Annotated in this window: 9 protein-coding genes; 4 read left to right on the top strand and 5 right to left on the bottom strand. The window is 72.3% G+C overall.

Annotated features, from left to right (window positions below; genetic code table 11):
* Positions 1 to 45 precede the first annotated feature (45 nt).
* Both ACIOD1_RS13535 and ACIOD1_RS13530 read right to left on the bottom strand, forming a co-directional pair.
* On the bottom strand, positions 46 to 2,688 hold the full coding sequence (locus ACIOD1_RS13535; protein WP_365624868.1) for a right-handed parallel beta-helix repeat-containing protein: 2,643 nt from the start codon (positions 2,686 to 2,688) through the stop codon (positions 46 to 48).
* The gene (locus tag ACIOD1_RS13530) at positions 2,685 to 11,357 is read right to left on the bottom strand and encodes a hypothetical protein (RefSeq protein WP_401902222.1); all 8,673 of its coding nucleotides are present in this window, start codon (positions 11,355 to 11,357) and stop codon (positions 2,685 to 2,687) included. The genes ACIOD1_RS13535 and ACIOD1_RS13530 overlap by 4 nt, the downstream gene beginning before the upstream one ends.
* A gap of 177 nt (positions 11,358 to 11,534) precedes the next feature.
* Between ACIOD1_RS13530 and ACIOD1_RS13525 the strand changes: the two genes are divergently transcribed.
* The 3 genes from ACIOD1_RS13525 to ACIOD1_RS13515 all read left to right on the top strand — a co-directional run bounded on the left by ACIOD1_RS13525 (position 11,535) and on the right by ACIOD1_RS13515 (position 13,265).
* Entirely contained in the window at positions 11,535 to 12,503 is a 969-nt protein-coding gene (locus ACIOD1_RS13525; protein WP_365624862.1) for a serine/arginine repetitive matrix protein 2, read from the top strand.
* A 63-nt stretch (positions 12,504 to 12,566) separates the two neighbouring features.
* On the top strand, positions 12,567 to 12,878 hold the full coding sequence (locus ACIOD1_RS13520; RefSeq protein ID WP_365624859.1) for a hypothetical protein: 312 nt from the start codon (positions 12,567 to 12,569) through the stop codon (positions 12,876 to 12,878).
* A gap of 48 nt (positions 12,879 to 12,926) precedes the next feature.
* Entirely contained in the window at positions 12,927 to 13,265 is a 339-nt protein-coding gene (locus ACIOD1_RS13515; protein WP_365624856.1) for a hypothetical protein, read from the top strand.
* A 66-nt stretch (positions 13,266 to 13,331) separates the two neighbouring features.
* On the opposite strand, the gene ACIOD1_RS13510 is transcribed toward ACIOD1_RS13515, so the two are convergent.
* The 3 genes from ACIOD1_RS13510 to ACIOD1_RS13500 are packed head-to-tail and all read right to left on the bottom strand — an operon-like array spanning position 13,332 to position 20,344.
* Complete coding sequence (locus ACIOD1_RS13510; RefSeq protein WP_401902219.1) at positions 13,332 to 17,930, bottom strand: FtsK/SpoIIIE domain-containing protein; 4,599 nt, start codon at positions 17,928 to 17,930, stop codon at positions 13,332 to 13,334.
* A 27-nt stretch (positions 17,931 to 17,957) separates the two neighbouring features.
* Complete coding sequence (locus ACIOD1_RS13505; protein WP_401902217.1) at positions 17,958 to 19,835, bottom strand: hypothetical protein; 1,878 nt, start codon at positions 19,833 to 19,835, stop codon at positions 17,958 to 17,960.
* A complete protein-coding gene (locus tag ACIOD1_RS13500; protein WP_365624847.1) occupies positions 19,832 to 20,344 on the bottom strand; it encodes a sigma-70 family RNA polymerase sigma factor in 513 nt (170 codons plus the stop codon). The genes ACIOD1_RS13505 and ACIOD1_RS13500 overlap by 4 nt, the downstream gene beginning before the upstream one ends.
* 538 nt (positions 20,345 to 20,882) lie before the next feature.
* On the opposite strand from ACIOD1_RS13500, the gene ACIOD1_RS13495 reads away from it, so the two are divergent.
* Positions 20,883 to 21,704 carry a hypothetical protein gene (locus ACIOD1_RS13495; protein ID WP_401902212.1) on the top strand — a complete coding sequence of 274 codons (822 nt, stop codon included), beginning with the start codon at positions 20,883 to 20,885 and terminating at the stop codon, positions 21,702 to 21,704.
* Positions 21,705 to 21,722 lie beyond the last annotated feature (18 nt).

Raw genomic sequence — 21,722 nt, 5'->3', positions numbered from 1 at the left:
CGGGTTCGGCTTCCGCGACGTCACACCACCACCCCCGCCCGGGCGTCACGCGGTCGGGATCGACTCCGGCATGTCCTCCTCGTCGAGGACCACCAGCTGGGCCTCCACCGGGGAGGTCAGCTCGGTGATCCGCAGGGCTTGGCGCTCCGTCATCGCCTGGAAGACCTGGCGCGCCGTGCGTCCGTTGCCGAAGCGCGCGTCGCGCGGGATCGAGTCGAAGTGGCGGCCGAGCGCGGACCGGGCGTCCGTGCTGAGCTCGTAGCGGTGCCGCTGCGCGTGGTGCTCCACGATCCGCACCAGTTCTTCGGAGCTGTAGTCGGCGAAGAGCAGGCTCCGGGTGAAGCGCGAGGAGAGACCGGGGTTCGAGGAGACGAAGCGCTCCATGTCCCCGGGGTATCCGGCGGCGATGACGACGACCTCGTCGCGGTGGTCCTCCATGAGCTTGACCAGGGTCGCCACCGCCTCCAGGCCGAAGTCGTTGGACACCCCGGCCGGGACCAGCGCGTACGCCTCGTCGATGAACAACACCCCGCCACGGGCCCGGTTGAAGGACTCGGTGGTCCGCGGGCCCGTGTGGCCCACGTACTCGCCGACCAGGGCGCTGCGGTCGACCTCCACCAGGTGGCCCCGCTCCAGCAGGCCGAGGGCCTTGAGGAGCCTTCCGTAGAGGCGGGCCACGGTGGTCTTGCCGGTGCCCGGGTTCCCGGCGAAGACCAGGTGGCGGCTCAGCGGCGGTGCGGGCAGCCCGGCCTGCTGGCGCAGTCGTACGGTCTGCATGAGTTTGACCATGCCGCCGACGTTCTGCTTGACCCCGTCGAGGCCGACCAACTCGCCCAGCTCGGCGAGGAGTTCCTCCAGGGTCTCCGGCTCGGGCTCCGGTTCGCCGAGGTCCGTGAGGGAGGTGAGGTCGGTGAAGGGCCTGGGCGCGGCGGGGGCGGGGCCGTCGACGGCCGGGGCCTCGGGGAGCCTCGGCGGGGTGGCCGGGGCGGGGCCGGCCGCGGTGACCTGGGGCAGGAGCGGGTTCTTGACCCGGATCGAAACGCAGTCCTCGAAGACCGGTGCGGCGTCCTCGGCCAGGGCGACGTCCTGGCCGCAGTCCATGACCCGGCAGCCGGTGAACCGGGGCGTGGCGGCGCGGCCGACGTGCAGGGCGGGGAAGCTGCCTCCGGTGAGGTCGCAGTACTCGAACTCGCCGCCCGCGCCCGGTCCGAACAGGATCCCGTTCTTGGCCGCCCCGTCGATCCGCAGGCCCCGTACCGTCGCCTCGGAGCCGCCCGCGACGACCATCCCGCTGCCCCCGGGTGCCTCGATGCCGCACCCGTCCATGGTGAGCCGGGCCCCGTCGGCGAGGACCACGCCCGCGCTGCCCGCGGCCCCGATCCGGACGCCGTCCAGGGCTCCGTGGGCCTGTGGCCCGACCTCGACGCCCGCTTTGCCCGGACCGGTCACGGTGGTGCCCCGGACGGTGGCGAGGGCGGTGGAGCGCAGCCGCAGGCCGGTCTCGCCGCGCTCGATCCGGCCGCCGGTGAGGTCGAGGCGGGCCCGGCCGTCGGTGTGCACCCCGCAGACGGCGGCGTCGGCGAGCGTGGTGTCGGCCACCTCGGCGTGGGCGTCGTCGGTGACGGTCAGGGCGTGCTCCCCGCTGACGCCGACCCGGCAGCCGGTCAGGGTCGCCTCGGCCCGGCCCTCGATCCGTACGGCGGCCGCGCCGCTGCGGGCGATCAGGGTCTCGCCCACCACCGCGGTGGCCCCGCCCCCGACGACGAGGCCGTGACCGGCGGGCCCGAGGATCCAGCAGCCGTGGACGGTGAGCCGGGCGGAGCCGAGCCCGGCCACGGCGTCGGCGCCGGCCGCGACGATCCGGCAGTCGGCCAGGCCCACGGTCGCCGAGCCCTCCGCCCGGACGGCCCCGCGCGCCGGTTCGTCGATCCGGCAGTCCTCCAACAGGGCCTCGGCCTCGTCCTCGATGAGGAGGCCGTGGCGGCCGGGTCCGCTCAGCCGACTGTCGCGCAGCAGCAGTCGGGAGGAGCCGCGGGCGCGCAGGCAGGAGCCGGCGGTGCCGCTGACGCGCAGGCGTTCGGCGAGGAGGACGGCGTGGCCGCCGAGGGATATGCCGAGTCCGTCGACGGTGTCGACGCGGGTGTCCTCCAGCCGGGCCCTGGCGTCCCCTTCGAGGTGTACGGCGGCGTGCCGGGCGTCGTGCAGCCTGCCGGCGCGGATCAGCAGGACACCGCCGCCGACCGGGTCGCGCAGTGCGTCGGCGAGGGTGTCGTCGAAGGTGAGGGCCGCGTTGGCCGCGGCCCCGGTCCCTTGCGGGGAGCCTAGGACGTCGATCCTGCCGCTGCCGAGGTCGCACTCGGTGAGGGTCAGCCCGGCCGCGTCGGCGACCTGCACGGCGGCCTCGGCGGGATCACAGCCGCGCAGGTCCAGCCCGTACAGCTCGCAGCCGGGGGCGGTGACCGTGAGGAGGGGGCCGCCCGGGGAGCGCAGTTGGACCGTTCCCGAGCCGAACTCCGGCTCCAGCAGCACCCGTCGCTCCAGGCGCAGGGACTCGGTGTAGACCCCGGGCGCGATGGTGATCACGGCGCCGGCGGGGGCCGCGGCGAGTGCGGAGGCGATGGTGCGGTGGCCGCCCCAGCCCTTGGCCGCTACGCGCAGCGGTGGGGCGCCGGTGGTGGTGGTCGTCATGGGGTGCCGGCTCCCTGCGGAAGGCTGTCGAGGTCGAAGTCGAACAGGCTGGCGTAGCCGGACCGGGGTCCGGGGATGTCGGTGGCGTTCGTGACGAGGGTGGAGTTGCCGGCGCCGCCGACGGGGACGGCCGTGTACCAGCTCGGGTTGAACCAGCCGCGTACCGCGCCGCCCATGAAGAAGGCGGAGAACGACTTGTCGATGAGCTTGCCGATGGCCGGCGCGACATAGATGTCGATCATGCCCGCGCGGTGGTACCAGCGGCCCGCCAGGTTGAGGTGGATCAGGGACCGGGCGGCGCCGACACTGATGCCGCCGAGGGTGCCGCCGATCGCGCTCATCAGGCCGGCGATCGCGGCGTCGGAGTTGGCCAGGTGGACCAGTTCACCGCCCGCGGTCTTCACCCCGAAGATCGCGGCCGAGCTGGCTCCGGAGGCGAAGCCGGACAGGATGCCGGTGCCGACGCCCACGCCGAAGTCGTAGGTGCCGCCGCGCCAACGCGTCACCTTGTCGTGGCCCGCCCACTCGCCGCCCCAGTCGTCGTCGCTGGGGTGGCGTTGGTAGGCGTAGCCGTAGTCGACGTGGCCCCAGCCGTTCTTCCAGGGGGTGCCGCGGCCGGCGGCGTGGTGCATGGAGGTGACGAGGCTCTTGACGACGGAGCCCATCGCGGCGCCGAAGGCGGCCTTGGCCACGTCGGTGGGGGTGAACTTGGCTCCCGAGACGAGGGCGGCGATGCCGAGGACGGCCAGGCTGAGGGCGAAGTCGACGACGAACTCGTGGCCCGCGTCGAGGGCGATCTGTTGCATGGCCTTGGTGACGAAGGGCCGGTAGGTGGACTCGCCGCCCACGGAGGGGCCGAACTCCCACCGGTTGGGGTCCTTCCACATGCGGTTGTAGCCGCGGTACTGGTTGGCCCAGTCGATGAAGTTGGTCTCCCGGCCGACCAGCTTGAGCTGACCGAAGGCGTTGGACTCGTAGACCCAGCCCGAGACGGCCCGTTCGGCGATCACGTTCGTGCCGCCCGCGCCGTAGAGCCGCCAGTGCTTCTGCCAGCTCTCGCTCTCCAGGAAGGTGCCGTTGAGGAGTTCCTTCTTCTGGCGGACGACGGCGCCGGTGTCGAACTCCTTCCACACGTGCGCGTTGAAGTTCCCGCCGGGATCCGCCACGTACTCGCGGATCCGGAAGGGCTTGTCGCCGAGGAAATTCTGGAAGGCGCCGGCGTCGGGTCGGGCCGGGATCTCCTGGACCCGCATGTTGCCGAGGCTGGTGACCTGGTCGGACCAGCGGGCGCCCTTGGCCCAGCCGGGCAGGGCATTGCCCCCGGCGTCGATCCAGTGCCGGACCTGGTCGCCCGCGCCGGTGCCGAACATCTTGATGTTGCCGTGCTGGTCGACCTTGTTCCACTGCCAGACCTCGTTGCCGGCGGCGTCCCGGCTGACCCGCCAGGCGTCGACCGTGGTGCCGTCGCCGAGCAGTCGGTGGTCGCGGATCATCCGGCCGTCGGGGGCGAGGTCCTGGTAGGACTCGCGGTCCCAGCCGTAGTAGTTGATGTCGCGGCCGTGGGCCGTCAGTCGGACGCCGGTGCTGCCGGGGTTGGCCGCGTCGACCCAGGTCATCTTGCCGGTCGTCGGGCCCTGCGCCGTGATGTGGAGGTTCGCACCGCCGGCCGGGTCCGGCCAGCTGTCGGAGCGGGCCACGACGTACCCGTGGTGGTCGTAACGGGTCCAATCGCCGTTGTTCATGTGGAAGTTCTGGCGGAAGGCCAGATCGCCGTTGCCCGCCGCGCCGTCGGGGCGGACGGCCGGGTGCGGCCGGTACTCGATCACCGTGCCGTCGTTCAGCCCCGTGCGGGCGATCTCCCACTGCTTGGCGCCGTTGGGGGTGAACCAGTCTCCGTCACCCAGGTTGGTGGTGAACCGGTCGTGCCAGATGACCTGGTTGACGTTGATGTGGGTGCCCGCCGGGGCGTGGAAGTCGGCGTGGTTGAAGGTGCGGTGGCCCTGGAGCCCGCCCACCCCCTCGGAGAAGGGCAGGTAGTGGTTCGGGATGGCCACCGGGGCGCCCGCGGCGTTGGTGGGCACCCGGACGTTGCCGACGGTGAGGTCGTTGCCGTGGAACAACTTGCGCATCTCACGGACGATTTGACCCGTACTGGAGATGTCGGTGATCGCGGCGTTCTGCGTGAGCAGGCGGATGCCGTGGTCGCCGACCGCCGCGCCGGGCGCGGTCCGCACGCGCCACTCGTTGAGCTGCGGCAGGTTGTCGTTCTTCAGCCAGGAGAAGGCCCCCAGGTCCGTGCTGCGGTACTCGCTGCTGATGAGGTAGCGGAACCAGTTCGGCGGACGCTGCTCGGCCACCCGCTGGACCTCCAGGTAGCCGCCGTTGTTCTCCAACTGGCGCAGGCTGTCGATCTCCTTGCCGGGCGCGGACAGCGACACCGAGGTCTCCTTGGGGACCCCGTCGGCGCCCATCTCCCGCTGGAAGAGACGGCGTACGTCGTGCGTGTTGGTCTGGAAGCGACCGAACTTCTCGTGGACGACAATGCTCTGACCGCCCAGCGGGTGGTGCATCGAGTCGGTGAAGCCGCGCCCGAGACCGGGCCCGTACGTGCGGGAGCCCTGGGCGATCATCTTGAAGTCGGCGTCGAAACGGAACCACACGCCGTTGCCCGCGCTCTGGGTGAACACGTTGCGGTTCAGGGTGCCCAGGACGTGCCCCCCGTCCGGGAGTTGCTGGAAGTGCAGGACCCGGTCGACCCCGCTGGTGCCCGTGGAGTCGTACCAGCTGCGCCCGCTCTCGCCCCAGTGCCGGTCACCGTTGCGGACGAGCTGCCCCTGCGGGTCGATCTCGTGCCACTCGCCGCGCTGATTGCCCATGGAGAACGTGCTGACATCGGCGCTGGCGCTCGACTGGAAGGAGCGGAGGGTGTTGCTGCCGCCGGGGAGCGGCCGTGACTCGAAGACGGTGACCCCGGAGTGCGTGGTGAGGTGGATCCGGCCCTGGCCGAGGCCCTTGGTGTTGATCAGGCCGTTCTGGAACCACTTGCCGCCCACGCCGGCCACCGCGGCGCCGGCCCCGTCGGTGCGGACCAGCTTCCAGGTGCCGGCCGGGTTCCCACCGGCGCCGGGGGTGGCGACGTGGTACAGCTCCAGGTGGTTGTTGGCCTTGACCAGGCCCTTGGTGACCACGTTGACCCGCTGGACGGTGAGCGTGCCGTCGGCGGCGTACTCGGTGTACTCGCCCAGGCGCAGGTTGCCCGGGGGGTCGACGCGCCAGCCGCCGCCCGCCGTCGGGGTGACCGTGTGGCCCGGGACGACGGTGAGGTTGCCGTCGAGCACCCGCGCACCGCCGGGGGTGATGTCGACGAACCGGGACAGGCTCGCATCGGTGAGCTTCACGGCGTCGCCGAGCGGGACGACGGTGAACGCGTTGCCGACCGTCGGGGTGACCGTGAAGCCGTTGTTGGCGGCGCCCGCGACCGGCGCCACGTGGAAGTCCAATTGTCCCGTCGCGTCGAACAGCTTGAACCCGCCGGTCGGGTCCTCGACCCGGAAACCGCCGCCGGGCCGGACCGTGACGACCGTCGTGTCGATCACGTTCTGCCGGTGGTCCAGCAGGCGGATGCCGCCCGCGCCGTAGACCCGTACCGTCTCCGGCACGTGGGCGCCGGCCGCGTCGGTGAGGCGGAGCAGGCTGAAATCGAAGCGGCCGTCGGTGGGGTCGAAGACGCGGATGGAGTGGGCCGCGGTGACCTGGAGGGTGCCGTCCGGGCGGACGGCGACCGTGTCCGGCAGGTCGGTACCGTTCCCGTCCTTGACCTGCGGGTGCGGAACCGCGCCGGGCGCGGTCGGCCGGAAGACGTAGTGCCCGGTCCCGCCGGCCGCGCCCGCCCCCCGCAGTTCCACGGCGGTGTGCGTACGGGCGCCCTGGGCGTCGACCACCAGGTGGGTGTTGCCCTGGTCGAGTCGGAAGCCGCCGCCCTGTAGGCCCGTCTGCGGGGTGGCGTGCACCCCGGGCAGGGCGCTGAAGTCGGCGCGCACGACGGTGACGGCGCCGGCCACGTCGGTCCGCACGAAGCTCCCGTCCAGCGCCGAGCCGCCGCTGACCGGCACGTCCGTGCGGATGAGGGCGCCGGTGGTGTGGTCGAACGACCGGATCGTGCCGTGGGCGTCGGTGAGCCGGAACTCGTTGCCCACGTGCTGGACGGTGACGGTGTTGTCGACGGCTCCGTTGCCGGCGCGCGGGTGCGGGGCGGGCACGGTCGGGGTGGCGACCGGGTTGAAGACGTGCAGGCCGGCAGCCGGGACGCCCGGGCCGGAGAGCGTCACCACGTGGTGGGTGTGGACACCGGCCGTGTCGACGACGAGGTGTTGGTTGTTGTGGTCGATCCGGAAACCGCCGTTGCTCTGGGGGTGGACGACGGCCCCGGGGACCACCGTGCCGTCGCCCCGCACCAACAGGGAGCCGCCCGGGTTGGCGGGGTCGGCCCGCAGGAAGGCGCCGCCGGGCGGGACGACGGTCAGGCCGCCCACGCCGAGGGCCTGGTGGGAGTAGGCGCCGGCCTGGGTGTGGACCGAGAACCGGTTCTGGCCCAGGGACACGTGGTAGGTGCCGTCCACCCTGGCCACCTGACCGCCGGCTCCGAAGGCGCCGTTCTGGTCGCGCAGTTGCGGGAGCGGTACCTGCGGGGTGGCGACCGGGTTGAACACGAACCGGCCGGCGGCCGGCGCGCCCGGACCCCCCTGGAGGGCGACCACGTGGTGGGTGTGCGCACCGGCCGGGTCGACGACGAGGTGTTGGTTGTTGTGGTCGATCCGGAAGCCCAGTGCGCCGTGCGCGCCCTGCGGGTGGACCTGCGCCCCGGGGACGTGTGTGCCGTCCGCGCGGACGATCCCGGGCAGGCCGCCGGCGTTGTCCGCGAGCCGGACGAAGGCGGGGCCCGAGCCGCCGCCCAGGTTGACGGCGGGCACCGGCAGGGCCTGGTGCGAGAAGGTGCCGTCGGGCCGGTGGACGTCGAGGTGCGGGACGGCCGCGGTACCGGGCGCCGGGGTGGGCCGCACGTGGAACAGGCCGCCGGCGTGGGCGGGCACGGTGACCGTACCGAGCGGGGTCACGCCGTCGGCGCCGGTGAGACGGAGCGCCGGGACGGCCCCGCCCGCGGGCGCGGCCCGGGGGGTGAGGACGTGCAGCGCGGTGGGCTGCCCGTTGGCCCCGACCAGGGTCAGGCCGGTGTGGGTCTGGAGGCCGGTGGTCGGGTCGTAGAGGTGGAAGCCCCCGGCGGAGGGGATGTTGAGGGAGGCGGCGTCGATGTGGATGGGCCGGCCGCCGGTGGCCCCCACGGCGCCGTTCGCGTCGAGGTACCGGACGGTGTGGACCGCCGGGACGAGGTCGACGCTGATCACACCGCCGCTCAGGGCGCCGTCGTTGAGCAGGAACCGCCGCTCGTTGGTGACCAGGTGGTGGCCGGCCTGGTCGACGGTGAACTCCCAGCGGCGGATCTCGGCGCCGGCCGTGACCGTGTGCTCGACCCGCGCGATGTCGATCCCGCCGGCCCCGGCGCCCGGGAGGTGTTGGATCGCGACCGGGGCGCCGCCGGGCAGGACGCCGACGGAGGCGATGGAGCCCGCGGGCCCGCTCCGGATGATCGTTGTGGTGCCGTGCAGACCCGGCAGGGCCACGCCGTGCACCACGGAGGTGAACGGTGCGGGTGTCAGGCCGGCGGCGCCGGCGCCGGTACTGCCCGAACCGGAGGAGGAGCCCGCGAGGTTGCCGGTCGGGGTGGGGGCGACGACGCTGTTCGACCCGAAGGTCTGCATCTGGATGCCGTTGACCGAGACGTGGGCGGGGCTGATGGTCCGGCTGCTGAGCAGCTGGTGGTTGTTGGCCGCGCTCAGCTCGTAGTCGAGGCTCTGGATCGAGCCGTCGAGCCGGGTGTGTTGGACGCGCAACACGTCCTGGCCGTTCACGGGCACGTGGACGGCGGTGACGGCGCCCTGCATGCCTGTCGGGGTCGTCACCTGGACGTTCACCAGCTGCCCGCCCGTACCGGGATGGACCTGGACCTGCACACCGGCGGGCATGTTCGGGAGCTGGGTGAAGGTGTGCTGGAAGTTGTAGGTGATCTGGGGCGCCATGAAGACGGTGAGGGGTTCCCGGTTCATCGCCGCGAGGAGATCGCCGAGGAACTGGCCGGTCGGCGGGGAGAAGGCCGAACCGTTGAGCACCGGCGCGGAGTTGGGTGCGCCGATCAGTTGCCCGTTGCCGGGCAGGACGTTGGGGAGGTCCACCATCCTGCCGTTGATGCCGGGCGCCGCGATCGCTCCCGCGGTGAGGTGTGTGGTCGCCGGCGGGGGGACGGAGAGCGACAGGTTGTTCTGGCCGAGCCCGGGCAGGTTGACCGCCCCGGTGTTGGCGACGGGCAGGTCCACCTGGCCGAGGCCCGGAGCGAGGGTGGGGGTCTGCACCTGGCCCAGGGTCGGGTTGAGGTTCGTCAGGGCAGTGTGGCCCAGGTGCGGGGTCAGGTTCGACAGGTCGGTGTGCACCGCCCCCGTAGTGGTCTGGGGGAGGTCGATCTGCCCGAGGTGGGTCTGGCCGTGGGGGAGGGATACGTCGCTCAGCGCGGGGGTCAGGTTCGGCGAGGCGAGGTCGCCCACGGTCGGGGTCGCGTTCGCCACCGAGAAGTGCGGCATGCTCAGGCCCAAGGACGGCACGCTCACGTGGCCGAGCTGGACGGAGCCGAGCTGGACCGATCCGAGGTGACCGGCGCCGCCCACCGAGGGGAGGTCCACGACCTGCGCGTTGATTCCCGGCAGCTCGGTGCGGATCAGTCCGAGGTGGCCTCCGCCGGCGGTGCCCAGGCTCGGCACGCTGATGTGGCCGAGCTGGGGCATGGAGGGCGCGGTCACCGTGATCGACCCGAGTCCGCCGAGATTGCCGGTGACGGACGGGGTGTCGAGCGTCACGGACGGCATGTGGCCCAGGGAGTTGCCCAGGTTCGGGATGTTCACCTGTCCGAGCGCCGGCATGGTCTGGGTGACCGATCCCAGGTTCGGCAGGGCGCCCAGACCGCCGGGCATGTTGATCTGGGTCACCGCCCCCAGAGTGGGGAGGGACTGGTTGCCGCCGTTCAGGCCGAGGGAGGGGAGGTCGGTGAGCCTCGCGTCGATCGACGGCAGGTTGATCTGGCCCAGCGAGTTGAACCCGCCCTGCGCGCCGAGGTGCACGGAGATGTCCTGCGGCATCGACAGGGACACGCCCGCGGGCGGCATGGCGAACTGCCCGGGCGGGACCAGGCTGCCCGGAGCGGCCAGGCCACCGGGTCCGCCGATGTTGCCGAAGGTGCCGGGCGCGAAGTGGAAGTCGTTGAACTTGACCAGGCCGAGGCCGCCGCCGTTGCCCGCGTCGAAGAAGTTGAAGGCTCCGGCCCCGGCGCCGGAGATCTTGCTGCCCGCGCCGATGAACGCGCCGTTGACGAAGGCGCCGTAGCGGTACATGCCGAAGATGCCGCGGTCGATGAAACCGATCTTGAAGGCGAGGAAGAGGCCCTGGCCCATCTCGTCCGCGGCGACGGGCAGGAACAGGCGCAGGCCCTTGAAACCGCTCAGACCGTTGGCGATCGCACCCGCGCCCATCTTCACGCCGTTGAGTCCGACGATCAGGCTGTGCAGGCCGAAGAACGACTTGGCGCCGATGTTGTTGATCATGCCGAGCTGGACGCCGAGCGGGAAGAACTGGAATCCCTTGCCGGAGCCGCCGCCCAGGATGTGGACGCCCTGGAGCCCCTTGACCTGGTTGAACTTGATCGCGTCGCCCAGACCACCCTTGAGCCAGGAGCCGGTGGCGGTAAAGGTGTTGTCGAAGCCGAGCGTGAGCCGGCCGAAGAGGCCCAGGGAGTTGGGGCCGCCCAGGACCAGGCTCTTGCCGCCCTTCAGGCCCTGTGCGCCGAACCCCTTGATCGTCTTCCATGCCTGGCCCACGTTCAGGCCCTTGGTGGTCGGTGCGAGGACTCCGACGATGGACAGGAGCAGCTCGGTGAGGCTCGCGTCGCCCCGGGAGAAGTCGATCGCGGTCTTGATCATGATGGCCAGGTTGAGGCCCAGGGCCAGCAGCGCCAGCGGGCCACCGATGATGATCGCCGGGATGATCAGGATGATCGCGATCCAGGTGAGGGCCTTCCACAGGTCCTCGCACTCGTCGACCGGCGAGGAGATGGACTCCGACGCGGTCGCGAGCGCCGTGGCGGCGGTACTGGCGGCGGTCTCCAACGTCTGCCCGGCCGTCTCGGCGGTGGACTTGTGTGCGTCCCGCCCGGCCTGGTCGTCCTCCGGCAGGGCCTGGGCCGCGGTCAGCGCGTCCCCGGCGACGCGCTGCTGTTCGCGCATCACCCCCACATAGGTCATCAGGGCGGTGCGGACGTCCTCGTGGGCCGTTTTGAAGGTGGTGACGAAGCCGCGGATCCGTCCGTCGATCTTGCCGCGCATCGCGTCGGCCGTCTTGCCCTTGAAGGCGAGCGAGGCCTTGTCCGAGACCTCGGCCAGCCCGCTGTCGATGGTGCGGGCCAATTCGATCAGCGTGTACTGCGAGGTGAGGACCCGATCGAGCTCGTCGGGATCGCCCGGTGTCGGGTCGCTCGACAAGCCGAGCGCGCTCCAGTCACTGGGACGGGCCATACCCGGCCACCCTCCGTCGTCCGGCTCTCGGTCTCACCCGGTCCACGCACCGGCCGTCCGAACGGTTCAACCTCGAACGAAATCGGATCCACCCGAAAGCGGATTCCCAACGGGGTTGAACCAAAAGGGAGTCCGGGGCGTGGACGAAGCGAGGGCACGAGCAGGAAGGAGGCGGTCGTGGCCGACATCACCCCGGACTTCGCCATCGACTACGGGCTGCTCCACGGCGTTCAGTCCAAGCTCCGCGATCTGGCCACCCAGGCGGGCGCGGGTGCGGGCGAGGGCGCCTACAAGAGTCTGGGCGACGCGTTGCCCAGCGAGCGGCGCAGGATCCTCGGGAACGGGGAGCTGTCCGCGGAGTTCAACTACTTCTTCACCTTCTCCAAGGGGCGCCAGGGGAAGGCCAAGGACGGCCTGAACGAACTGGCCGACCTCTTCAAGAGCGTCTCGGACGTGTTCTTCGACGCCGACTCCCAGATCAGCGGCAGCGCGGGCGTGCTGGGCAAGTCCATCGGGTTGGGCGACTGGAAGAACCAGAAGGAGGCGTACGACAACTGGGTGCAGGACAAGAAGGAATGGGACGACTTCCTGACGAAGATCGGCGCCACCGACTACTTCAAGGAGCACCCGGACGACAGCATCCGCGCCGTGTGCGGCGCCGACGACGCGCCCGGCTGGTGCCAGGCGTGGCGCGACGCGGACGATCCGCCGCTGAAGCCCGGCGACGCGCCGCCCAAGCCCTCGGACACCCCGCCGACGCACTACCACTCGGAGACCACGACGGGCTCGGTCGACGTGGATCTCGTCCTCGACAAGGACAACAACGTCATCACGGAGAAGTCCACCGTCAAGACGAACGGGCAGACGTTCACCACGAGCACCACCTACGAGCAGGGCGAGCCCAAGATGGTGACGCCGCCCGACGGTGGGAAGCCGTACGACACCCGTGACTACTCGGTGACCACCACCGGCGGCGACGGCAAGACCAGCGTCTCGACGGTCGTGATCAACGACAACGGCTCCGGGACGATGAAGGTCGTCCAGGGCGACGAGACCACCGAGTACACCCGTACCGGACCCGCCGCCAAGTGGGAGGAAGTCCCGAAGCCGGAGGACGAGGAAAGCGAGTCGACCATCGCCTCCTGACCACCGCCTCCCGACCCCAGCACGCCCCACCCCCAGCCGCACACGACAGAGGGAATCGCACCCATGGTTGCCAACATCCGACTTTCCTACGCCGAGATCGACCGGGTCGCCGGCGCGCTGAACACCAGCGTCGACGTCACCCTGGTGCCCCGGATGACCGAGGCCAAGAAGGAGGTGGACAACCTCCTGACCACCTTCCTGGTACTGGAGAAGAGCAGCCCCGCCCTCCAGCAGCAGTACGAGAAGTTCAACACCGCGCTGACCGCGGCGACGGAGTCCATCAAGGGGTACGCCAAACAGTTCCAGGCGATCAAGGACTCGGTCATGGGGATGGACGCCGACCTGGCCGAGAAGGTCAACAGCAGCGGCAACTGACGAAGACGACACGCACGCCACGGACAGACAACAGAAGGGGCCACCAGGATGCCGGTCGGCAATGACGATGTCGTATTCGACTACGACGCGATCTTCAACGGTTGCACCACCATGGGCAACAAACTCACCGACATATCCCGCGAGTTGACCTCCTTGGAGGGCACCGTCAGCGGTCTGCTCCAGAACGGCCTGGTCTTCGAGAAGGCGAGCCCCGTCATGCGGGACGCCTACAACGAGTTCAGCAAGCAGATGAAGACGTCGGCCGCCAACATCGGCTCCTACGCGGAGAACTTCAAGAAGATCGCGGAGTCGATGGGCCAGTCCGACTCGAAGATCGTCGAAGAGATCAAGAAGGCACAGGCCGAGGCCGCCGCGAACAACAAGTGACGCACGGGCACAGACGGCGAAGGGGCCGGGCGTACGAGCCCGGCCCCTTCCCTCGTACGCGTCGGCTCAGCCGTCCAGCACCGTCAGCGGCACCTGTACGGCGATCGCGCTCCCGCTGTCACCCGCAGTCCAGCCGCGCCCGGCCCCCAGCATCGTACGGATCTGGTCGCCGGAGATACGGGCGCCGATGAGGTCCCCCTCGCCGGGGCTCTTCGGGCCGAGGAGCAGCCCCCGCCGGGCCCGCCGGGCCGTGCCGACCCAGCCCAACGAGTGCATGGACTCCGGCAGGCCGGCCAGCAGCAGCCCCTGCATGTGGTCCCGGCCGGAGGTGGCCACCTGCCGCAGGGTGCGGTCGGCCTCCGCCGCCAGCAACAGGTCCGCGTCGTCCACGACCACCACCACGGGCCGGCCCTCCGCCGCCCTCAGTGCCTCCGCCAGCGCCTCGTTCGACGGGTCGGGCTCACGGAAGACGTGGGCGAGGTCGTGCGCGGCCAATCGGCGCAACTGCGACTCGCGCGGGGTGATCACGATCAGCCGCGTCCCGCCGAGCAGGAGGGAGACCGCCATCGCCGCGAGGGCGGTGCTGCGGCCGGTACGGGGCGGCCCCGCCACGACGAACGAGCCGCCGCCCTGTTGGAAGTCGTAGCCGATCGGCCCGACCTCGTCGCCGCCGACGCCCAGCAGGGCCCACAGGGGGCGCAGCCCGTCCTTGGGGACCTGGTCGACGGCCTCCTGGAAGCCGATCAGCGTGGGCATCTCGCCGATCTTGAAGGGCCGCTTGTGCTCCGGCACCGCACTGTCCCGCACCGTGGTCCGCTTGCCGATGGCGCGCAGGGCGTCGCCCTGGTCGGGCCGTTGGGGGGAGGCGGTGGGCAGGAGCGCGATGTGCGCCTCGATCCCGCCCGGAGCGTGCCAGCCGCGGCCGGGCGCCACGTGGGAGGGCACCCGGTCCCGACCCATGCCGACGACGTTGTAGTCGCTGGGGTCCGTCTGTCGGAGCAACAGCCGCTTGTCGTTGTGTGCGGCCAACCGACCGCCCAGCAGGACACGTTCGGAGGTGGCGATGACGTGGACGCCGACGGCCACCCCCTCACGGATCAGCCGTACGACGTCGGCGTACACCCGGCCGCCGTCGTAGTCGTCGAGGAGCTGGCTCAGCGCGTCCCAGCCGTCGATGAAGAGGACCACGTGGGCGGGTCGCCGGCCGGCGGACAGCTTGGCGCGCAGCTCGGTGATTCCGGCGCAGTCGTGCTGGGACAACATCCGCTGGCGCAGGGTCAGTTCCGCCACCAGCCGGGTGATCAGACGCTCCATGCGTTCGGTGTCGTGGCGCGAGACCACGGCCCCGCAGTGCGGGAGCGACTCCATCGCCGAGAGACCGCCGCCGGCGGCGTCGATGCCGTACATGTGCAGGTCACCGCTGTCGATCGCCATGGCGGTGGATCCGGCGATGGTGCGCAGTACCTGGGTGCGGCCGGAGCGCGGCGCGCCGATGACGTAGAGGTGCCCGAAGACCGACCAGTCGATCGCGCCGAGCCGACGCTGCTGGAACGAGGGGATGTCGAGGAGCGCGTAGGGGACGAAGGGGAGTTCGCCCTCCGCCGCCACCGGGACGGGCGGCAGCTCCTCCAGCGCGATCTGCTCGTCCAGCGGCGGCAGCCAGGGCCGGGGCTGCGGGGTGAAGTCGTCGAGCCGGTCCGTGGCCTCGATCAGTGCGTCCACGAGGGCCTTCAGATCGGTGGGGAGTTCCTCCCGGGACGCGGACGACAGCGGTTCGGCGTCCTCCTCGGTGAACTCCGAGAGGGCCGCCGGTCGGCCCAGGCGCTGCCAGGTCAGCTCCGTGGCGCGGATCGGCCGGACGGGCCCGTCCGAGACGGCCAGCGGGTCGGGCGCCGCGCCGCCGCGCTCGGCGCCCACGTAGGCCGTCTGGAACGGCACCGGCGCGGCCGAACCGCGCCGCACCAGGGCGCGGCCGGGGTTGTTGGGTGAGATACCCGCGGCGTCGGGGGCGTTGATGATGTCCTGGCTCTCCGAGCGGTCGGTGACCCGCAAGGAGATCCGCAGGTTGGTGTTGGCGCGGATCTCGTTGCTGACGGAGCCGCCGGGCCGCTGCGTGGCGAGGATCAGGTGCAGTCCGAGGGATCGACCGCGCTGGGCCAGACTGATCAGGCCGGGCACGAACTCCGGCAGTTCGCGGACCACCGTGGCGAACTCGTCGATGATGATGAGCAGGCGGGGCAGTGCTGGCAGCCTCGGATCGCGGGCCCGCTTGGCCCGGTACTCGGGGTGGTCCTTCGCCTCGACCTCGTTGAGCAGGATCTCCCTGCGCCGCAGTTCGGCGTCCAGGGAGGCCAAGGCCCGGCGGACGAGGTGCCCGTCGAGGTCCGTGATCATGCCGAGCGTGTGGGGCAGCCGGTCGCACTCGCGGAAGGCACTGCCGCCCTTGTAGTCGACCAGGACGAAGGCGAGCTCGTCGGGACGGTTGCCGGCCGCCAGCGAGGCGATCATGGTCTGGAGCAGCTCCGACTTGCCGGAGCCGGTGGTCCCGCCGATCAGGCCGTGCGGCCCGTCGCGCACCAGGTCGAGGGTGAGTGGCCCCTCGTAGCCGGCACCGAGGACGAACGAGCTGGAGGCGGGCCGCCGGGCCCACGCCCTGACGAACGCCCCCGGGTCGGGCGGCTCCTGCCCGATCAGCGGCAGCAACTGGGTGCCGTCCGGGAGCCCGGAGTCGCCGTCGACGGTGACGTCGCGCACCGGTGCCAGCGCCCGCGCCACCTCCTCGCACCAGTCGGCGTCGACCCGGTCGGCGCGCACGCCCTCCACGGCCGGCACACCGGAGGCCCGTACGGTCAACCGGTTGCCGGAGGTGGTGACGACGGCGGTGCACTCCTCGGGCAACAGGCGCTCGCGCTCGTCCACACAGAGGCTGAACACCCGCGCCTGGGGGCCCGCGGTGAGGAGGTGGACGACGCCCGGCACGTCGCGGAGGCGACGCGCGCCGTCGAGCACGACCATGATGTCGGGCTCCCGCTGGAGGGAGCTGCCCAGTGCCGAGGTGTTCGTGTCCGAGCGGGTCTGGATCTCGCCGAGCAGCTCGTTGACCCGGTGGGCGGTGCTCTCGGGGTCGTTGCCGAGGCTGACGACCGCGGCGCCCGGGCGGCCCGAGCGCAGGTGCGGCAGCCAGCGCACCCAGTTCCAGGCGTCCGCGTGCTCGCGGTCGGTGAGGACGACGATCCGCAGGTCGCGGGGGCTGTGCAGGACGGCCGCCTGGGCGACGGCCCAGCAGGCCAGGGAGCGCGGGGCCGCGCCGGAGCCGCTGACACCGACGACGCCGTGCTCGGCGAGTTCGATGCCGAAGGGGGCGTCGGCGATCCGCCAGTGGACCTGACGGTGGTTCGATTCGCGGGCGCCGTCGTCGATGCGTTTGAGGGAGGGTCTGGTCAACGTGCCCATGCGCAGCGTGAGGTGGTCCGGGTCCCGGCGGCGCCGCTGCCACAGCCCCTTGCCGGGACCGGACGCTGTCAACAGCAGCGAGGCCGGATCGGGGAAGGTGTCGGCACGCAACTGCCGTTCCTCGATCGTCGACTGGCGCATCTCCAGTTCCAGCCAGGAGCGGCGGACGAGGAAGACGCGCATGTTCTCCTCGTGCTGCTTGCGGCCCGTCCGCCGGCCCGAGACCCAGTTGCCGACCGCCATCAGGGGCGTCAGCAGGATGAAGACGACGAAGTAGAGGCTGCGGAACAGGAACATCATGACCAGGCCCATGATGAGCGGCGAGACCATCATGAGGAACGGGAAGGGTCGCTTGGTGTTGTCGGCGGGCGGCCCCTGCATGGACATCGACTCGGTGTCCAGGTGCGGCACGATCCGGGGCGGCCGGTTGTACTCGATGCCGATGCCGTCGGCGGCCCGGTTCACGGCGGCGTCGGGCTCGAACGGCGTGCACAGGCGCAACAGGTGGTCGCCGAGCGACAGGTCCGCGTACGTCGGCCACGGGACGGAGCCGTCGTCCGGCAGCGGCAGCTTCCCGACGGGCGGCAGCGGCTCCGGGACCGGATGCCCGTCGGGTCCGGGCGGGGCCGGCTCGGGGGTGTGGCCGCCCGGCCCGCCGTCCTGCGGACCGGCGGGCTCCTCGGCGGTGAGCGGGGTGCCGGTGGTGGGATCCACCGGCGGGGGCGGGGTCAGACTGCGCAACCCGCAGGCCTCGTCCCCGACGGCGTCGGCGGGCAGCCGGAAGGCCACCGCCCCGTCGGCGCCGACGGTGATCCAGACCCCGAGTTCGGGCGCCCCGCCACCGTCCAGGCGCAGTGCGCACCCCCGGTCGGTGCCGACTTCGTGGCCGCCGGGGCCCAACCGCCACACCCGGCCCGCGCCGGGCCCGCCGACATGGCGGACCTCGACGAGGACCGGGTCGGAGGCGGGGGGCCTCCAGGCCTCGGAGCCCGCGGCCGGGGGTGGTACCGGGGCTCCGAGGCCGAGCACCGAGCCCTCGCGCAGACCGCTGGCCCGAACGGGGAGATCGGGACTCAGGATTCGGCCGTCGAGGTACAGCTCGGTGGCTCCCAGGGCCGCCCCGAGGGCGGCGATGTCGGCGCCGTCGGGGAGGTCCAGCATGTGGTCCGCGAGGTGGCCGCGGGGGTCGACGGTGGAGAGGGTGAGCCTCACGGCGCTCCTTGCATCGCTTCGGTCACGTCAGTGCGGGCCGTGCGGGCCGTTCGGCCCGGTGGGTACTCCCGCGTCGGGATCGGTCCCGTCGGCCCGGTCCCCGGAGCGGTCCCGGTCGCCGGCGGGATCCGGATCGGGACCGGGTGCGGTCGGGTCCGGGCCGGGTGGTTCCGCCGACGGGGAGCGGGGGTCGGTGCCGGGCCTGGGCCGGGGAGGGGCGCCCACGAGGCCGGTCCACACGCCCGGGTTCACATCCGACCCGGCCCAGATGACGGGCCCCGCCGGGGCGGTCCCGGCTCCGGTGGTCGCCGGGGGCCCCGCCTGCGAGGGCGCGGGGGCGGGGCCCGGGGTGGGGTCGGCGTCGGGGGCGGGGGCGGGGTCCGCGTCGGGGTCCCGGTGCGGGCCGGTGTCCGGGCCCGGGGCCGGCGGGGAGCCCGGGTCCGGGGCCCTCCGCGAAGCCGGGGCGGATCCGTTCGGGGCGCCGGAGCCGGCGCCGGACCCGACTTCGGGAGCCGCGCCGGACCCGGGACGGGAAGCCGCGCCGGACCCGGGTCCGGACCCCGTGCCCGTGCCGGAGGCCGCGCCCGTCCGGTGTGCCGGGGCGACGCCCGCGTCCGGATCGGCGACCGGCTCCGCCGCCGGGCGCCCCGCGGTGGCGGGAACGGGGGCCGCCGGGAGCGGGGCGGCGGCCGCCGAGGTCCCCCGTGGGGCGGAGCCGGCCCGCCGCGCGCCGTGGCGCGGCTCGGGAAGGGCGGTGCGACCGGGACCCGGGGCGACGGCGCCGCCCGGGGTCGTCACGACGCCCGCGTCCGGGTCCCGTTCCGCTTCCCCCGCACCGGTGCTGACGTCGACGTCGGCGTCGGCGTCCTCGGACTCCACGAAGACGCCGAGGGCGCTCTCGCCCGCCGGAGCCGGCGGATGCACGGGCGGGATCCGCTTCAGCGTCCGGGCCACCGCCTTCGGCAGGGCGTGCGCCATCAGCAGCAAGGGCGTTCCGGGCACGACCAGTTGTCCGTGCCGGTCGGCGTACAACCGCCGTACGTAGCCGCGTCCCGGCCCGAGGACCAGCACCCGCAGACGGGGGACGTCCTGCGGTCGCCCCGCGAGCTCCGGCGGCAGCGGGTCCGGCAGTTCCGGGGTCACCAGTACCGGCGCGATCCCGAGCCGGGGCGGGGTGTCCTTCGCCGCCCGGTACGCCTCGCGCACCGGCTCGCCCTGGAACCCGCGGTGCACCCCCTTGGCCACGATGACCTGGCCGGTCGGCAGCCGTACGCCCAGTTGCACGGCGAGCGCCGGCAACAGCGCCGTACCGGCCCGGCGGTCACCGTCCAGCGCCACGGCCGGCGGCCCCGACGCGGTGTCCAGGAAGGCGCAGCGCCCGTACGGGCCGTCCTCGCCGCCGATCGCCACGATCACGGGCCGGTTGAGACCCGCTCCGGGGACCACGGCGGGAAGCTCCGACCTGGGCACGGACCACTGTCCGGGCACGTCCTCGTCGGCCTCCCACGGGGCCGGCGGCGCCGGCAACCGGTGCCCGGCCAACAACACCGAGACGTAGGAGTCGTCGACGAGCGCGGCGTACGGAAGGGTCGGCGCCGCCGCGAGACGCGCGGCGGCCAGGGCCCGTTCGGCGTCGCGCCAACTCTCCGGGTCGCCCATCCGCCGGACGAGCATCCGCAACACCCGCCGGTAGCGGAGCCACGCCCGTACGGGAGACGCGAACGCGGCGCCGGTGAGCGCCAGTTCCCTCATCAGCCTGCGCCAGGCCGCCCGCCAACCGCCCAGCCTCATGGCGAAGTAGCGGATCAGGAGGAAGACCAGGAAGGCCGCGCCGAGCATGATGGACCATCGGATGATCGCCTCGCGGTGATCGACGATCCACGCGACGGGGTCCACGTTGTTCACGCGGCCAGCTCCCGCCTCAGGGCACGCAGGGCGTAGTGCGTGCGGGATTTGACGGTGCCGGGGGATATCCCGATCTCCCGTGCGGCGTCCCCGCCGGCCCGGTCGCACAGGTGGACCCGGACGATGACCTCACGGTGTTCGTCGGAGATCCGCGTCAGCGCCGTCCGGACGACCTGCCGGTCCACCACCTGCTCGGCCAGATCGCCGTCGGCGGCGCGGTTGAGCAACTGGAGCGGCACGGCCCCCACCGGCACCGAGCGCTCCCGCCGGTACATGTCGATCGACAGGTTGCGGGCCACGGTGTAGAGCCAGGCGAGGAGTCGTTCGTCGTCGTCCTGCCCGGTGACGGGCGGTCGTCGCCAAGCGCGCAGGAGGGTTTCCTGGACGATGTCCTCCGCCCGGTAGCGGTCCCCGTCGGTGAGCCGCCCCGCGTACCGCATCAGCAGGTTCCGATGTCGCTCGGCCGCCGACATGAAGGGGGTGGAACCGGAAGTGCGGTGAGCGTCCATGATGTATGCCCCACAACGCGATGGAAGGCAGCGAAACGGGACACAAGTCCCTGCATTCGCTGGTCAGTTATTCGGTGACGCGCAGTCAACATAGAACACGAATCGTGTGTACGGGCTCAATAGAAGCTCAGAATTTCACGGCGTCCGAAATAACACCGAGCAGGTCAGCGGGTGTTGGGTCCCATTTGGCCGATCTTGGTGCCTGCCTCACGCGTGGCGCACGACGACGGCGTGGTCGTCCGCGCCACCGGCTACCCTGACGCCAGATCCGCCGATGACCGCACCACCCGTCAGGCCGACCGCCTGTGACGGTGAGCCCACCGCGGCAGGGTCGTGGAGCCCCTCGCTCCGCCCCGCCCGGCCGGCGCAGATGGACGAACGGCACTCGCCGTGAGCACCCGACTGGAGCCTCAGGACCATGAAGCCGCAGCCCAGGAAGTCGCCGCTAAACGAACCCGCCGAGCAGAGCCTCGCCGACGCGTTCCGCCGTCGGCCGACCCGTGCCCCGCGCGGGCTGGCACCAGGACGCCGGGTCTGGATGACCGTGGGATGGGCGGCCGTCGCCGCCGTTCCCGTCGCCGCGTCGGTGACGCTGGCCCAGGCGGGCGTCCTGGACTTCGGCAACGCCCACGAGACGGCCGCCGTACGCGATCTCCCCGCGTCGGCGCTCCCCTCCACCCAGGGCAAGGCCGTGCCCCCGGGCCTGCCCCCCGCGCCGGTCATCCCCTCGGAGCCGGCCACGCCCAAGACCGAGCAACCCACGCCGACGGCCGAGACCAAGACCGAGCAGCCCGCCCCCGCACCCCCGGCCGCCCCCGCGCCCCCACCGGCGCCCACCACGCCCCGGACCACGCCCCAGGTCGCCGAGGCGCCGATACCCCTCGCACCGAACACGGCGGCGAGCACGGTCGCCCGGCTCGCCGCCCAGACACCCGGACGGCACATCTGCTACCGGGCCTTCGTCGAGGGCGTCGGCTGGCAGAAGGCCGTGTGCGACGGCGCCACGGCCGGCACGGTGGGACAGAAGAAGAAGATCAAGTCCCTCAACATCGCGGTCTCGGGCACGAAGGGCACGGCCGCCAACGCCTTCGTCCACAAGGAGCACTGGAAGACCCCGTGGAGCAGCGCGGCCAACGGGGTCGACCTGTACGTCGGCGGCACGGCCGCCTCCTACCCGTACATGTTGGGCTTCATCATCAACGTCGGCGACGGCGCGGTCTGCCAGAACGCGCACGTCCGCGACCAGGGCTGGTTGGGGCTGGGCTGCGACAAGCCGCTCGGCCAGGCCGCCGGCAACTACATCTTCGGCGGCACGCTCGACGACAACCGCTGGCTGGAGGCCGTCCGCTTCACCGTCTGACCCCGGGCCGGCCCACCC

It is taken from the genome of Streptomyces sp. NPDC088097, assembly GCF_044741845.1.
In the GTDB taxonomy this organism is placed as follows: Bacteria; Actinomycetota; Actinomycetes; order Streptomycetales; family Streptomycetaceae; genus Streptomyces.
The sequence above is the reverse complement of the archived record's forward strand: the minus strand, read 5'-3'. Positions and strand labels throughout refer to the sequence as shown.